The 14,489-nt window shown below is 71.5% G+C and carries 15 protein-coding genes; 6 read left to right on the forward strand and 9 right to left on the reverse strand.

Going from position 1 to position 14,489, the window contains the following annotated elements; genetic code table 11:
- Positions 1-163: 163 nt before the first annotated feature.
- Positions 164-367 carry a DUF4236 domain-containing protein gene (locus tag NW895_RS20665; protein ID WP_289937228.1) on the forward strand — a complete coding sequence of 68 codons (204 nt, stop codon included), beginning with the start codon at positions 164-166 and terminating at the stop codon, positions 365-367.
- Positions 368-468: 101 nt separating this feature from the next.
- Here the strand turns inward: NW895_RS20665 and NW895_RS20670 are convergent, their stop codons facing one another.
- The 3 genes from NW895_RS20670 to NW895_RS20680 all read right to left on the reverse strand — a co-directional run bounded on the left by NW895_RS20670 (position 469) and on the right by NW895_RS20680 (position 2,413).
- Positions 469-1,026: a hypothetical protein gene (locus tag NW895_RS20670; RefSeq protein WP_289937229.1), complete on the reverse strand. Its 558-nt coding sequence runs from the start codon at positions 1,024-1,026 to the stop codon at positions 469-471.
- Positions 1,027-1,170: 144 nt separating this feature from the next.
- Complete coding sequence (locus NW895_RS20675; protein WP_289937230.1) at positions 1,171-1,974, reverse strand: sigma-70 family RNA polymerase sigma factor; 804 nt, start codon at positions 1,972-1,974, stop codon at positions 1,171-1,173.
- A gap of 133 nt (positions 1,975-2,107) precedes the next feature.
- A complete protein-coding gene (locus NW895_RS20680; protein WP_289937231.1) occupies positions 2,108-2,413 on the reverse strand; it encodes a hypothetical protein in 306 nt (101 codons plus the stop codon).
- A 218-nt stretch (positions 2,414-2,631) separates the two neighbouring features.
- On the opposite strand from NW895_RS20680, the gene NW895_RS20685 reads away from it, so the two are divergent.
- Positions 2,632-4,161: a UDP-N-acetylglucosamine 1-carboxyvinyltransferase gene (locus tag NW895_RS20685; protein ID WP_289937232.1), complete on the forward strand. Its 1,530-nt coding sequence runs from the start codon at positions 2,632-2,634 to the stop codon at positions 4,159-4,161.
- A gap of 22 nt (positions 4,162-4,183) precedes the next feature.
- Here NW895_RS20685 and NW895_RS20690 read toward each other — a convergent pair whose 3' ends face one another.
- Positions 4,184-4,729, reverse strand: coding sequence for a DUF488 domain-containing protein (locus NW895_RS20690; protein ID WP_289937233.1), 546 nt, complete (start codon positions 4,727-4,729; stop codon positions 4,184-4,186).
- A gap of 223 nt (positions 4,730-4,952) precedes the next feature.
- Here NW895_RS20690 and NW895_RS20695 point away from each other — a divergent pair, with 223 nt between their 5' ends.
- Complete coding sequence (locus NW895_RS20695; RefSeq protein ID WP_289937234.1) at positions 4,953-5,846, forward strand: NAD(P)-dependent oxidoreductase; 894 nt, start codon at positions 4,953-4,955, stop codon at positions 5,844-5,846.
- A 25-nt stretch (positions 5,847-5,871) separates the two neighbouring features.
- Here the strand turns inward: NW895_RS20695 and NW895_RS20700 are convergent, their stop codons facing one another.
- Positions 5,872-6,297, reverse strand: coding sequence for a DUF6299 family protein (locus NW895_RS20700; RefSeq protein WP_289937235.1), 426 nt, complete (start codon positions 6,295-6,297; stop codon positions 5,872-5,874).
- Between the two features lie 230 nt (positions 6,298-6,527).
- Between NW895_RS20700 and NW895_RS20705 the strand changes: the two genes are divergently transcribed.
- A complete protein-coding gene (locus tag NW895_RS20705; protein WP_289937236.1) occupies positions 6,528-7,052 on the forward strand; it encodes a YceI family protein in 525 nt (174 codons plus the stop codon).
- Positions 7,053-7,127: 75 nt separating this feature from the next.
- Here NW895_RS20705 and NW895_RS20710 read toward each other — a convergent pair whose 3' ends face one another.
- Positions 7,128-7,526 (reverse strand): RidA family protein, encoded by a 399-nt coding sequence (locus tag NW895_RS20710; RefSeq protein ID WP_289937237.1) that lies wholly within the window; start codon positions 7,524-7,526, stop codon positions 7,128-7,130.
- Positions 7,523-8,650 carry an acyl-CoA dehydrogenase gene (locus tag NW895_RS20715; RefSeq protein ID WP_289937238.1) on the reverse strand — a complete coding sequence of 376 codons (1,128 nt, stop codon included), beginning with the start codon at positions 8,648-8,650 and terminating at the stop codon, positions 7,523-7,525. The genes NW895_RS20710 and NW895_RS20715 overlap by 4 nt, the downstream gene beginning before the upstream one ends.
- A gap of 144 nt (positions 8,651-8,794) precedes the next feature.
- Here NW895_RS20715 and NW895_RS20720 point away from each other — a divergent pair, with 144 nt between their 5' ends.
- Both NW895_RS20720 and NW895_RS20725 read left to right on the forward strand, forming a co-directional pair.
- Entirely contained in the window at positions 8,795-10,384 is a 1,590-nt protein-coding gene (locus NW895_RS20720; RefSeq protein ID WP_289937239.1) for an AMP-binding protein, read from the forward strand.
- A 37-nt stretch (positions 10,385-10,421) separates the two neighbouring features.
- Positions 10,422-11,249, forward strand: a complete 828-nt coding sequence (locus tag NW895_RS20725) for a PaaX family transcriptional regulator C-terminal domain-containing protein (RefSeq protein ID WP_289937240.1) — start codon at positions 10,422-10,424, stop codon at positions 11,247-11,249.
- On the opposite strand, the gene NW895_RS20730 is transcribed toward NW895_RS20725, so the two are convergent.
- Positions 11,233-13,506 (reverse strand): bifunctional salicylyl-CoA 5-hydroxylase/oxidoreductase, encoded by a 2,274-nt coding sequence (locus NW895_RS20730; protein WP_289937396.1) that lies wholly within the window; start codon positions 13,504-13,506, stop codon positions 11,233-11,235. The two genes, NW895_RS20725 and NW895_RS20730, sit on opposite strands and share 17 nt — an antisense overlap.
- A gap of 95 nt (positions 13,507-13,601) precedes the next feature.
- Positions 13,602-14,429 carry an enoyl-CoA hydratase family protein gene (locus tag NW895_RS20735; RefSeq protein WP_289937241.1) on the reverse strand — a complete coding sequence of 276 codons (828 nt, stop codon included), beginning with the start codon at positions 14,427-14,429 and terminating at the stop codon, positions 13,602-13,604.
- Positions 14,430-14,489 lie beyond the last annotated feature (60 nt).

A 14,489-nucleotide genomic window follows, 5' to 3' on the forward strand; every position in this document is an offset into this window, starting at 1 on the left:
TGCCCGGGCCCTGTTTGCCCTTACCCGGGAAACCCTCCCATGGGATGGCATGAACCTGTCACGCACTGGCCTGCGACGATCGCCGCCCCGGTGACGTTCCGTCAGCTCTGAGGCGTGTCCGGCAGCTGCGTGGGTACCCGCCCGGCGGCGAAAGGAGGCACGCATGCCGCTCACGTTTCGCAAGAGTTTCCGGATCCTGCCGGGAGTGCGGCTCAACATCAACCGGCGCTCGTGGTCGATCACCACGGGCGGCCGGAACGGACCGCGGCACACGCACAGCAGCACCGGACGTCGTACGACCTCCATGGACCTCCCGGGTCCCTTCGGATGGCGACGGACCAGCACGGCGCGCTCCCGTCGTCACTGAGCCGCACCACGCGGCGGTCGCGGCCGGGACAGCGGACCGGGCAGCGCCCCCTCCCCCGTGCGGGGCCCTGCCCGTTCCGCGGTGCCCGGCCACGGACACGCTTACTTGCGCTGCCCGGCCGCCCACGCGGCCACCACGGTGACGATCACCGCCGCCGCCCCGCCGGCCATCAGGTCCACCCCGGCACGCCGTCCCCCGGCGTGCTCCCGGCGTCCGAGGACCAGCGCCGCCAAGGGCGCGCCGAGGAAGGCGACCACGATGACCACCACCCCGAGGAGCACGCTCCAAGGAGCGGGTGCGGCGACGACCACGACCGCGCCCACGGCCGCGGCCACGGTGCCGAGATGCCGGGTCAGGCACACTCCCCCGATGTGTGCCTGAGCCCCGCTCCCGTCACCGCGGCCGGCCGCCCCGGAGGTGCCGTGCTCGGTGGGACTCGTGTCCCATGCCGGCACGGCCGGGGCGGGGGGAGGGTCGCTCCGCCGTGCGGCCGCGCCGGCTCCACGGCGGCCCTCCTTCCCTCCCGCACGGCCGGCCCGGTGGTGGGCCACGAGTTCCTGCTCCGGCGTACTGCCGGCCAGGTGATAGGCGACGAGTTCCGCGTCGGCCTGCTTCAGCTGACCGACAAGGGCCGCCACCTCGTTCTCCGAATCTTCCATGTGAACCCCTTTTCCCCCGATCGTTGGGCTTGCCAGGGCCGGGTAAGGCCCGCCCGGGGATCACGGTCTCTGGTCGCCTCCGCGGGCACCGGACCGGCCCGTTTCCGGCGAAGGCCACCGGAACCCGTGATCCCCGTACTAGCGCTACCCGCGTTCGTTCCGCCCCTTCAGCCGGGCCAGGGCACCCCGGCGTGCGAGGTGCCGCCCGATCTTCTTCTCCGCCTTGTTGAGCGTGGCCGCCACCGTTCCCGGACGGATCCCGAGCACCTCCGCGGTCTCCTCCAGCGACATCTCCTTGACCCGGCGCAGCCAGAACACCTCGAACTGGCGCTCCGTCAGGACTTCGCGCACCATGCGCAGCGCCCGTCGGACCTCGTCCCGGCGGATCACCTGCTCCGCGGTGGTGTCGCCGGTGGCGCGGTCCGGGAACCGCTCCACGGGAACCTCGCGGGGGTGCGGGCGTCGCAGGTCCGCGATCTGGTTGCGCACGGCACGGATGCAGTAGCCGATCGCCTCCTTCTCCTTGAGCGGCGGCGTCCGGGCGACCGCGGCGTCACACGCCACCCGGGCGAAGTAGCGGGCGTTCTGCTCGCCGATCCCGCGCGCCACGGCGTAGGCGAAGCCCTCGGCCTCCACCCGCCGCACCTGTTCCGGAGTGAGCGGTCCCGCGACATCGGCGACCCCGTCCCGGCCGCCGTCCGGTGCGCAGGAGCGGCCGTACGGTACGGCGACGGGCGGCGGCAGCGCGGCCCCGTCCGGCACGGCCACCGGGGCCGGCACCGGGACGCCGCCGCGCGCCGCCGCGAGACTCGGGACCTCGCCGTCCTCGGACGCCGGGCCGTTGTCCGCCCCGTCCTCGCCGTGCCGCTGTGGACCCGGCACCGGGGCGGCCGGCGGGGCGGTCTCGCACGGGACCCCGTCCACCGGCTCGGGTACCAGTCCGGTCATGCTTCCTCCTGGTGTTGCGGAGCTTGTGCTGCGGGTGGTTTCAGTGGGGAATCCGGGCGACCCGGCCCTCGTCTTTACGCCTCGCGCCGATTTACGGCCTTCGTACGTCAACTCACGCCGTTTCGCGGGTCGTTCACCCCAGCGAGCGGTGCGCACGGGCACGTCGTGAGGCGCGCACCCGGCGCACGAGCCGGCCCGCGGCGACGAAGAGCGCCGTCGCCATCGCGACGCCCGCGGAGGCCATCGACCCGTCGTGCATCACCGCGTACTGGTGGACCGCGGACGCCAGCGCTCCGCTGCCGCCGAGCGCGAACAGCCCCGCGGCCGTGGCGCAGCCGCCCTCGATGCGCCGGTCGATACGGTCGAGACGGGCCGTCATCTCCGCGAACTCCGCGGCGGAGGGGGCCGGTTCTGCGGGGCGGTGCGGGGTGTGCGTCATGGTCTGCTCCTGACGTTCGAAGGCCGTCGCGGCTTCGCGGCCGGGCCACCGCCCGTGCGACGTCCGCACCCCCAATCGCCGTTCGGGCGACACTTCCGTTACGGCGGGAACGACAAGTGGCACACCTCACATGTGTCTTCGGACGTCCCGGGGGCACCTCACCCGCCCGGCCCACCCCGAGTCAGTTCACATCTCATATCTGAGATAGCCTCAACCTCATGGCAGACGACTACCTCGTACGTATCGGCAAGCTCATCCGTGACGCCCGACAGCACCGTGGCTGGACACAGTCCCAGCTTGCGGAGGCGCTCGGCACCAGTCAGAGTGCTGTCAACCGCATCGAGCGCGGCAACCAGAACATCAGCCTTGAGATGATCGCTCGCATTGGCGAGGCCCTGGACAGTGAGATCGTCTCTCTGGGCTACGCGGGGCCGATGCATCTGCGGGTGGTCGGCGGCCGTCGGCTCTCCGGTGCCATCGACGTCAAGACGAGCAAGAACGCCTGCGTGGCCCTGCTGTGCGCCTCGCTGCTGAACAAGGGGCGCACGGTGTTGCGCCGGGTCGCCCGTATCGAGGAGGTCTACCGTCTGCTGGAGGTGCTGAACTCCATCGGCGTACGCACCCGCTGGATCAACGACGGCGTCGACCTGGAGATCGTGCCGCCGGCCGAGCTGGACCTGGCGGCCATCGACGCCGAGGCGGCGGTGCGCACGCGCTCCATCATCATGTTCCTCGGCCCGCTGCTGCACCGCATGGACCGCTTCAAACTGCCCTACGCCGGCGGCTGCGACCTCGGAACGCGCACCATCGAGCCGCACATGATCGCGCTGCGCCGGTTCGGCCTGGAGGTCGCCGCGACCGAGGGCCAGTACCACGCCAGGGTCGACCGGTCCGTCCGCCCCGACCGCCCGATCGTGCTGACCGAGCGCGGGGACACGGTCACCGAGAACGCGCTGCTGGCCGCCGCCCGGCACGACGGGGTCACGGTCATCCGCAACGCCTCGTCCAACTACATGGTCCAGGACCTCTGTTTCTTCCTGGAGGCGCTCGGCGTCAAGGTGGAGGGCATCGGCACCACCACGCTCACGGTGCACGGCATGCCGACCATCGACGTGGACGTCGACTACTCCCCCTCCGAGGACCCGGTCGAGGCGATGAGCCTGCTCGCGGCCGCCGTCGTCACGGAGTCGGAGCTGACGGTCCGCCGGGTGCCGATCGAGTTCCTGGAGATCGAGCTGGCGGTCCTGGAGGAGATGGGCCTCGACCACGACCGCACGGCCGAGTACGTCGCCGACAACGGCCGCACCCGGCTGGTGGACCTGACCGTGCGGCCCTCCAAGCTGGAGGCGCCGATCGACAAGATCCACCCGATGCCCTTCCCCGGCCTGAACATCGACAATGTCCCGTTCTTCGCGGCCATCGCGGCCTCCGCGCAGGGCAAGACGCTGATCCACGACTGGGTGTACGACAACCGCGCGATCTATCTGACCGACCTCAACCGTCTCGGCGGCCGGCTCCAGCTCCTCGACCCCCACCGCGTGCTGGTCGAGGGCCCCACCCGCTGGCGCGCCGCCGAGATGATGTGCCCGCCGGCCCTGCGGCCCGCCGTGGTCGTCCTGCTGGCGATGATGGCGGCGGAGGGCACGTCCGTGCTGCGCAACGTGTACGTCATCAACCGTGGCTACGAGGACCTGGCGGAGCGGCTGAACTCGGTGGGGGCGCAGATCGAGACGTTCCGGGACATCTGACACACCCGACCCGTAGCAGCCTCTACCGTCCGGGGCGTCGAGGGTCCTGGTCGTAGACGATCAGGCCGTCCTCGCGCAGGCGGGCCCCCGCCGTGGGCCGGTGCTCGCTGAGCCGCCCGTCGTGTGCGAGGTGGAGCACCGGGACCCGACGGGCGAGTACGGCGAAGTCGGCGATGATCCGCCGGTGACAGCGCCACCACAGCGCCTCACTGCACATGACCGCGGTACGCGCCGTCGCCGCCTGCCTCAGCAGCTCGTCGATCGCGGCAAGGAAGTCGGCGCTTCTCGCATGTCCGGCGTAACCCCGGAAGGAGACGTTCTCCCAGAACACGTCCGGCGAGTCCGGCGCGGCCTTGCGGAAGCCGCCGAGTCTCTTCTCCCAGCGATAGGCGATGCCTTGTCCGGGCATCCAGTCCTGGAGCAGCTCCTTGCCCACATCCGGGTTCCGACGGCTGCCCGGGGCGGTGCGCACGTCAACGACTGCCACTACCCCGGCGCCGTGCAGAAGGGTGGTCAAACGCTCACGGGTCGCGGTGCTGTGCCCGAACGTCAGCAGAGGTGCGGTCATGCGCCGGCCTTTTTCCACGCCGCACTCCTCACTCACCCTCCCCCGCATGGGGGAGCTGTCTCGCCGTCACGTGCTGCGCCACCCAGCAAGGGAGGCTGATCGAAAACGCGCCACGCCGCTTACCGAAGGGTAAGTGGGCACTCGAAAGTACGTACTTGTCCGCTGTGCCCGGCGCCGCGAATCTGATCACGTCGCAACCGACGAGAAGATCAGAGGAGTTGTCATGGCGGGCAACGACCGCTTACCGGTCACGGTCATCGGCCTGGGACTCATGGGACAGGCGCTGGCCGCCGAGTTCCTCCGGGCCGGTCACCCGACGACCGTATGGAACCGCACGCCCGGAAAGGCGGACGACCTGGTCCGGCGGGGAGCGGTGCTCGCGCCCTCCCCGGCGGACGCGGTGAGCGCCGCGGAACTGGTCGTCGTCTGCCTGACGACCTACGACGCGGTGCACGAGGTCCTCGACCCGCTGGACGGCGCGCTGTCGGGCCGGGTGCTGGCCAACCTCACCTCCGGTTCCTCGGAGCAGGCACGTGAGACGGCCGCCTGGGCCGCGCGGCGGGGCGCCGAGTACCTGGACGGCGCGATCATGGCCACCCCGGGGATGATCGGCGGAGCGGAAGCCGTGATCTTCCACAGCGGCACCTCGAGCGTGTTCGAGCAACACGAGGCCACACTGAAGGTGCTCGGCGGGCGCACCACCTACGTGGGGGAGGACCCGGGCCTCGCCGTTCTCCACGACGTGGCTCTGCTCGGCGTCATGTGGGGCACGCTGAACAGCTTCATCCACGGTGCCGCGCTGCTGAGGAGCGCGGGCATCGACGCCACGGCCTTCCTGCCCTGGGCGATCTCGTGGGTCGACGCCGTCAAGGTCTTCGTCACCGACTACGCGGGCCAGATCGACGCCGGGGACGCCAGGTACCCGGCGCACGACGCCACGCTGTCGACCCACTTCGCGGCGATCGAGCACCTGCTGCACGAGAGCGAGAGGCAGGGCGTCAGCACCGAGCTGCCGGCCTTCGTCCACGCACTGGCGAAGCGGGCCCTCGACCAGGGGTACGGCGACCACAGCTACGCGGCCATGATCGAGCTGTTCCAGGATCCCGAGCTGCCGTAAGAGGAGCCGTACGGAACACCGCAGCTCACTGTGCGGCCAGGGTGATCTCCTGCCGCTGGGTCGCGAGCACGAGGGGCGACGGCACCATGCCGACGGTGCGCAGTTCCAGCAAGGTGGCCTCCACGTCGGCCTCGCCCTCCTTAAGGCTCATCGCCGGTCTGCCGCTGTTCGACCAGCGGTGTTCCACGCCGTCGCAGACGGCGCGGGTGCCGCCGATGCTCTGGCGGGTCGTGGAACCCTGGGTCACGGTGCTGCTGACGTACACCGGGCCGGTGCTGTCGGAGCAACGGTAGGTGCCGGAGAGGGTGACGGTGCCGTCCACGGCTACATGGGCCTTCTGGTCGACCGTCACGGTGTCGTGCGGGCCCGCGGTCGCGGGCGCGGCGGTGACGGCCGGCAGCAGCAGGACCGCGGAACCGGCAGCGGTGCCGAGAGCGAGGCGCAGGGACATGGGGAGACCTCCGGTGGGTGGGGGTCTTCCACTGGTACCCGGTGAAACCCGGCGCGTACGTCCGCGGCCGTGATCACCACTCCTTCGGCGGCGCCCCGTCCCGCCCCGCGACCGGCCCGGCCGACGTCGGGTTCACTGTCGGTGATCGAAAGGGGACTGGTGCAGCCATCGCAGTCTGCGAGAGGCTGATCCATCCAAGAGGATCTTCAGCACACGGAGGCTACGCGCTCATGGCGATACCCGGCACTTCAGAGCAGTCCTTACCAGCAGCCGGCACCTACGAGATCAACCCGGTGGGATCCACCGTCCGTTTCGACACGCGTGCCATGTTCGGGCTGCTCCCGGTTCGTGGAACGTTCACCATCAGCCATGGCCGGATCACCGTTGCGGAGTCGCCGGAAGAGTCGTCGGTGGAAGTCGCGATGGACGCGGCCAGCTTCGAGTCCGGCAATCAGCAGCGCGACGATCACGTCAGGTCCTCCGACTACCTGGACGTGGCACGACATCCCGAGATCGCCTTCCGGAGTCTGCGCCTGGAAACATCCGCCCAGGACGCGTCATTGCAAGGGGAGTTGACTGCCTGCGGAGTGACGCAGCCGGTTTCCGTCACGATCACTTCCCTTGCCCATGAGGACAGGCGGATCACAGCCAACGGCACCGCCACGTTGGACAGATACGCCTTCGGCGTCACGAAAGCCAAGGGCATGACGGGTCGCCACCTGAAGATCACCGTGGAAGTCGTCGCTGACCGCTGAGGAGCACCTGGCCTCTCCGGACATCAAAGACACCCGGAAGACGCCTGATCCCTGACGCGCACCGCGGGGTGCCCGTCAGGGCAGTACCGCGAACCCGTCGAGTTCCACCATCGCCTGCTCGTCCCACAGGCGTACGACTTCGATCACCGCCATGGCGGGGTAGTCGCGCCCGGCCAGCTCCCGCCAGAGGCGGCCGAGTGCGCGGGTCTGGGCCCGGTACGCGGCGACGTCGGTGGCGTAGACGGTGACACGGGCCAGGTCGGCGGGGGTACCGCCCGCCGCGCGCAGGGCGGCGAGGAGGTTGCCGAGGGCGCGCTCGAACTGTTCGACAAGCGTGTCGCCGACCACCTTGCCGTCGGCGTCGAGGGCGGTCTGGCCGGCCAGGAAGACGACACGGGAGCCGGTGGCGACGACGGCGTGCGAGAAGCCGGTGGGCGGGGACAACTCGGGCGGGTTGACACGCTCGGCGGTCACGAGGCCTCCAGACCGGCGTACAGCTCCTTGGCGATGATGCTCCGTTGGATCTCGCTCGCGCCCTCGTAGATGCGCGGGGCGCGCACCTCGCGGTACAGGTGTTCGAGGAGGTGGCCGCGGCGCAGGGCGCGGGCGCCGTGCAGCTGGACGGCGGTGTCGACGACGTACTGCGCGGTCTCGGTGGCCAGCAGCTTCGCCATGGCGGCCCGCCGGGGCACGTCCGGGGCTCCCTCGTCGTACGCCGTCGCCGCCGCGTAGACCATCAGGCGGGCCGCCTCCGTGCGCAGGGCCATTTCGGCGACCTGGTGGGACACGGTCTGGAGGTCCCTCAGCTTGCCGCCGAAGGCGTCCCGCCCGGCGGTGTGGACGAGGGTGGCGTCCAGTGCCGCCTGCGCCATGCCGACCGCGAAGGCGCCGACGCTGGGGCGGAACAGGTTGAGGGTGCCCATGGCGACCCGGAAGCCGCGGTCCACCTCGCCGAGCACGTCGTCGGCCGTCACCGGCACCTCGTCGAAGCTCAGGGCCCCGATGGGGTGCGGCGAGAGCATGTCGAGCCCGGTGCCGGTGAGCCCGGGACGGTCGGCGGGCACGAGGAACGCGGTGACGCCCCGCGCGCCGGCGCCGGGTGTGGTGCGCGCGAAGACGGTGTGGAAGTCGGCGTCGGGGGCGTTGGAGATCCAGCACTTCTCACCGCTGAGCCGCCAGCGGGAGGGCCCGTCCGGGTGAGCGGTCAGGGACAGCGCCGCCGCGTCCGATCCGGCGCCCGGCTCGCTCAGCGCGAAGGCCGCGACAGCGCTCCCCTCGGTCACCCGGGGCAGCCAGTGGTCGCGCTGGGCGGGGGTGCCGTGGGCATGCACCAGATACGTACCCAGGCCCTGCAGAGCGAGGGCGGTCTCGGCCTCGGTGCAGGAGTACGCGAGGGACTCCCTCATCAGGCACAGGTCGAGGGCTCCGGAGGTGAACAGCCGCTTCAGCAGCCCGAGCCGGCCGAGCTCGGCGACCAGCGGGCGGTTGACGTGGCCCGGTTCACCCCGCTCCGCGAGCGGGCGCAGCCGTTCGGCGGCCAGCGAGCGGAGCTCGGCGCACCAGGCGGTCTGTACTGGGTCGAGTGAGAATGCGGGCATGGCCGGTCCTCTCTCCTCACCTGCCGTACGGCATCCCTCCGAAGGTATCGCGTCGGATTGACTGCCGTCACCAAGGCGATACGCTCCCTGTGCTGGGGCCCCTGGCCCACCACGACGCCCACCCAGGCAAGGGGGCGAACCGCCATGGCCGGCACGACCCGTTCCGCCCACGCCGACACGTTCGCGCGTGACCATCTCCCGCCGCCCGACCAGTGGCCCGAGCTCCGCTTCGAGCTGCCGGAGCTGCGCTACCCCGAACGGCTGAACTGTGCCGCCGAACTGCTCCACGGGCCCCCGGACGGCCGCCCGGTGTTCCGCACCCCCGCCGGGACCTGGACGTACGGGGAGCTCCGCGCCCGCGTCGACCGGATCGCGCACGTCCTCACCGGCGACCTGGGCGTCGTCCCCGGCAACCGGGTGCTGCTGCGTGGCCCCACCACCCCGTGGCTGGCCGCCTGCTGGCTGGCGGTGCTGAAGGCGGGAGCGGTCGCCGTCACCGTGCTGGCCCAGCAGCGCCCGCACGAGCTGAGCACCATGTGCGAGATCGCCCGCGTGCGGCACGCGCTGTGCGACATCCGGGCGGTCGACGACCTCGCCAAGGCGGAGATCCCGGGGCTGCGCATCACGACGTACGGCGGCGACGCCCCCGACGACCTCCTGAACCGTCCGGCGCCCGGCACTGCGTACCCGGCGCTGGACACCGCGGCCGACGACGTGGCGCTGATCGCCTTCACCTCCGGCACCACCGGGCGCCCCAAGGGGTGCACGCACTTCCACCGGGACGTCCTCGCGATCGCCGACACCTTCGCCCGGCACGTCCTCAAGCCGCACGCCGGTGACCTCTTCGCGGGCAGTCCCCCGCTCGGCTTCACCTTCGGCCTCGGCGGGCTGGTGATCTTCCCGATGCGGGCGGGGGCGAGTTCCCTGCTCCTCGAACAGGCCGGCCCCGGGCAACTGCTGCCGGCGATCGCCGAGCACCGCGTCTCCGTGCTGTTCACCGCGCCGACGGCGTACCGCGCGATGCTCGACGAGCTGGACGGGTACGACGTCTCCTGCCTGCGGCGCTGTGTCTCGGCCGGTGAGAACCTGCCCGCGGCGACCTGGCGGGCCTGGCACGAGCGCACGGGCCTGCGCCTCATCAACGGCATCGGCGCGACCGAACTGCTGCACATCTTCATCTCCGCCGCCGACGAGCGGATCAGACCCGGCACGACCGGCCTTCCCGTACCCGGCTGGCAGGCGCGCGTGCAGGACGAGAACGGCCGGCCCGTCCCCGACGGCGAGCCCGGGCTGCTGGCCGTGCGCGGACCGGTCGGCTGCCGGTATCTCGCCGATCCGCGGCAGCGGGAGTACGTGCGCGACGGCTGGAACGTCACCGGTGACACGTATGTCCGCGAACCCGACGGGTACTTCCGTTATGTCGCCCGCGCCGACGACATGATCATCTCAGCCGGGTACAACATCGCGGGACCGGAGGTCGAGGACGCGTTGCTGCGTCACCCGGACGTGGTCGAGGCGGCGGTCGTGGGGCGGCCCGACGAGGCGCGGGGGCAGATCGTGGTGGCCTTCGCCGTCCTCAAGGAGGGCGCCGAGCGGGACCCTGAGGCACTGCGCGGCTTCGTCAGGTCCGAACTGGCGCCGTTCAAGTGCCCGCGCGAGATCGTCTTCCTGGACGCGCTGCCGCGCACGGCGACCGGCAAGCTGCAACGGTTCAAACTGCGGGCCCGCGAGTGACACCCAAGGTGACCAGCGGCGATACCGAAGACCTAAGATGATCAATGTGTCCGACCAGCATGCACCACGGTCTCTCATCGTCACGCTCTACGGCGCGTACGGCCGCTTCATGGCGGGTCCGGTGCCCGTCGCCGAGCTGATCCGCCTGCTGGCCGCGGTCGGCGTGGACGCCCCCTCGGTACGCTCGTCGGTGTCGCGGCTCAAGCGGCGCGGGCTGCTCGTGCCGGCCCGTACGGCCGAGGGTGCGGCCGGGTACGAGCTGTCACCGGACGCCCGCCAGCTGCTCGACGACGGCGACCGGCGCATCTACGCCACCGCACCGCCCGAGGACGAGGGCTGGGTGCTGGCCGTGTTCTCCGTACCGGAGTCGGAGCGGCAGAAGCGGCACGTGCTGCGCTCGCGCCTGGCCGGCCTGGGCTTCGGTACCGCCGCGCCCGGCGTGTGGATCGCCCCGGCACGGCTGTACGAGGAGACCCGGCACACTCTCCAGCGGCTGCGGCTGGACGCGTACGTCGACTTCTTCCGCGGCGAGCACCTCGGTTTCGCCCCGACCACCGAGGCCGTCGCCCGCTGGTGGGACCTGGCCGCCATCGCCAAGGAGCACGAGGCGTTCCTCGACCGCCACGCGCGCGTGCTGCGCGAGTGGGAGAAGCGGACGGACACCCCGCCCGAGGAGGCCTACCGGGATTACCTCCTCGCCCTGGACTCCTGGCGCCACCTCCCCTACGCCGACCCCGGTCTGCCCGCCCGCCTGCTCCCCGACAACTGGCCGGGCGCCCACTCGGCCGCCGTGTTCCGGGGACTGCACGAGCGGCTGCGGGACGCGGGAGCGGAGTTCGTGGGCCTGCTCAGCCCCCCAGACTGAGCCGAGGTTTCGGGGCGTCCGTGCGTCCGGTCTGCGGGCGCCGGCTGCCCGCCCGGTACGGGGCCGGCCAGACGACTCCCGGGCCCTCGTAGCCCTGCTCGGCGGCCGCGTGCAGCGTCCAGTGCGGGTCGTAGAGGTGGGGCCGGGCGAGGGCGCACAGATCCGCACGGCCGGCGAGGATCAGGGAGTTGACGTCGTCCCAGGAGGAGATCGCGCCGACCGCGATCACCGGGATGCCCGCCTCGTGCCGGATGCGGTCCGCGAACGGCGTCTGGTACGACCGCCCGAACTCCGGCCGCTCGTCGGCCACGACCTGCCCGGTGGACACGTCGATCGCGTCGGCGCCGTGCGCGGCGAACGCGCGGGCGATCCGTACGGCGTCCTCGGCCGTCGTGCCGCCCTCGGCCCAGTCGGTGGCGGAGACACGGACGGTCATGGGCCGCTCCTCCGGCCACACCCTCCGTACGGCGTCGAAGACCTCCAGAGGGAAGCGGAGCCGTTTCTCCAGGGAGCCGCCGTAGGCGTCGGTGCGCTGGTTGGTCAGGGGGGAGAGGAAGCCCGACAGCAGGTAGCCGTGGGCGCAGTGGAGCTCCAGCAGATCGAAGCCCGCCCGCGCCGCCCGCACGGCAGCCGCCGTGAACTGCTCTCTTATGTCGGTGAGCTGGGCCCGGGAGAGCCTGCGCGGGGTCTGGCTGTGCGGCTTGTACGGCAGGGGGGAGGCGGCCACCAGGGGCCAGTTGCCGTCGTCCAGCGGCTCGTCGATGCCCTCCCACATCAGCTTGGTCGAGCCCTTGCGTCCGCTGTGGCCGAGCTGCACGCCGATCGCGGTGCCCGGTGCCTGCCGGTGCACGAACTCGGTGATCCGTTTCCAGGCCTCGGCCTGCCGGGCGGTGTAGAGGCCCGCGCAGCCCGGGGTGATGCGCCCCTCGGGGCTCACGCACACCATCTCGGTCATCACCAGCCCGGCGCCGCCGAGGGCCCGGGCACCGAGGTGGACCAGGTGGAAGTCGCCGGGGACGCCGTCCGTGGCCGAGTACATGTCCATGGGCGAGACGACGACCCGGTTGCGCAGGGTCAGGCCGCGCAACCGGAACGGGGTGAACATCGGGGGCGTGCCGGGCGGGCAGCCGAACTCGCGCTCGACGGCCGCGGTGAAGCGGGCGTCACGCAGCCTCAGGTTGCCGTGGGTGACGCGGCGGCTGCGGGTGAGCAGGTTGAAGGCGAACTGGCGGGGCCGCTGGTCGAGGTGGAGGGCGAGGTTCTCGAACCATTCCAGGCTGGCGCGGGCCGCGCGCTGGGTGGAGGCGACGACGGGGCGCCGCTCCTCCTCGTACGCGGTCAGAGCCTTCTCCGAACAGTCCTGTTCCTCCAGGCAGGCGGCCAGCGCGAGGGCGTCCTCGACGGCGAGCTTGGTGCCGGAGCCGATGGAGAAGTGGGCGGTGTGGGCGGCGTCGCCGAGCAGCACGACGTTGCCGTGCGACCAGCGTTCGTTGACGACCGCACGGAAGGTGGTCCAGGCCGACTTGTTGGACTTCAGCGGCCGTCCGCCGAGCGCGTCGGCGAAGATCTTGGCGCAGCGCTCGATGGACTCCTGTCCGCCGAGTTCCTCGAAACCGGCCGCCCGCCAGACCTCTTCGCGCATCTCGATGATGACGGTGGAGGCGTCGGCCGCGTAGGGGTAGCCGTGCAGTTGCATCACGCCGTGTTCGGTCTCGGCGATCTCGAAGCGGAACGCCTCGAAGGCGAAGTCGGCGGCGAGCCAGATGTAGCGGCAGCGGTGCGTCTCGATGTGGGGGCGGAAGACGTGGGCGTAGGCCTCGCGGGTGGTGCTGTGGACTCCGTCGGCGGCGATGACGAGATCATGCGTCCGCCTGAGGTGGGCCGGGGCCTCCGTGCGGAAACGGAGGTCCACGCCGAGGGTGCGGCAGCGGTCGTGGAGGATCTCCAGGAGCCGGTGGCGGCCGAGCGCGGCGAAGCCGTGTCCTGAGGAGGTCTGACGGGTGCCGCGGTGCACGATGTCGATGTCGTCCCAGCGGATGAAGTCCCTTTGCAGGGCCTGGTACACCACCGGGTCCGCGTGTTCGATACCGCCCAGGGTTTCGTCGGAGAGGACGACTCCGAAGCCGAAGGTGTCGTCGGGGGCGTTGCGTTCCCAGACGGTGATGTCGCGGGACGGGTCGAGGCGTTTGAGCAGGGCTGCGGCGTAGAGGCCGCCGGGGCCGCCGCCGATGACTGCGATGCGCTGGGGGTGGCCGATCGTCTTGGGCGGCTGCGGGTAGTCGGTGGCTGGTCGCGCCCACGTGGCGGTAGCCGCACATTCGGCCCAGCCCCGCGCCCCTTTGGTCGGCACAGTTACCGCCCCTGCCATTTCGGCGGCCTCTTCTCCGTGAACGCCGCGTGGAACTCGGCGTAGTCCTCGCCGTTCATGAGCAGGGCCTGGGTTGAGGCGTCCAGTTCCACCGCGGCGGCCAGCGGCATGTCCAGCTCGGCCGTCAGCAGGGCCTTGGTCTGGGCGTGTGCCAGGGCAGGGCCGTCGGCCAAGCGGCGGGCGAGTGCGAGGGCCGCCTCGTGGGCGCCGCCCTCCTCCGTCAGCTCGCTGATCAGGCCGATGCGCTCGGCCTCGGGTGCGCGCACCGGTTCGCCCAGCATGAGCAGGCGGGTCGCGTGTCCGAGGCCGACGACCCTCGGCAGCAGGTACGCGGCGCCCATGTCGCCGCCGGAGAGGCCGACCCGGGTGAAGAGGAAGGCGAAGCGGGCGGTGGGATCGGCGATGCGGAAGTCCGCCGCCAGGGCCAGCACCGCGCCCGCGCCCGCCGCCACACCGTGCACCGCCGCGATCACCGGGAACGGGCACTCCCGTACGGCCCGCACCACCTGCCCGGTCATCCGGTTGAAGTCGAGGAGCTGGGCGGTGTCCATGCCGAGGGTCGCGCCGATGATCTCGTCGACGTCGCCGCCGGAGCAGAAGCCACGTCCCTCGCCGGCCAGCACCAGGGCCCTTACGGAACGCTCCCGGGACAGCTCGGCGAGCAGATCGCGCAGGTCGGCGTAGGCGCCGAAGGTGAGCGCGTTGAGCTTCTCCGGCCGGGCGAGGGTGACGGTGGCGACGCCGTCGGCGAGATCGACGCGCAGGTGCCGCCAGTCGGAGGTGCGGGCGGCGGAGCCGGTGAAAGGACTCATGACGTGCGGCCTCCTCGGGCGGGCACTGGCCTCACTGCGCTCTGTCCCTCGAAGTTATCA

Origin of the sequence: Streptomyces sp. S.PNR 29, from assembly GCF_030386795.1 — a bacterium.
Lineage (GTDB): Bacteria > Actinomycetota > Actinomycetes > Streptomycetales > Streptomycetaceae > Streptomyces.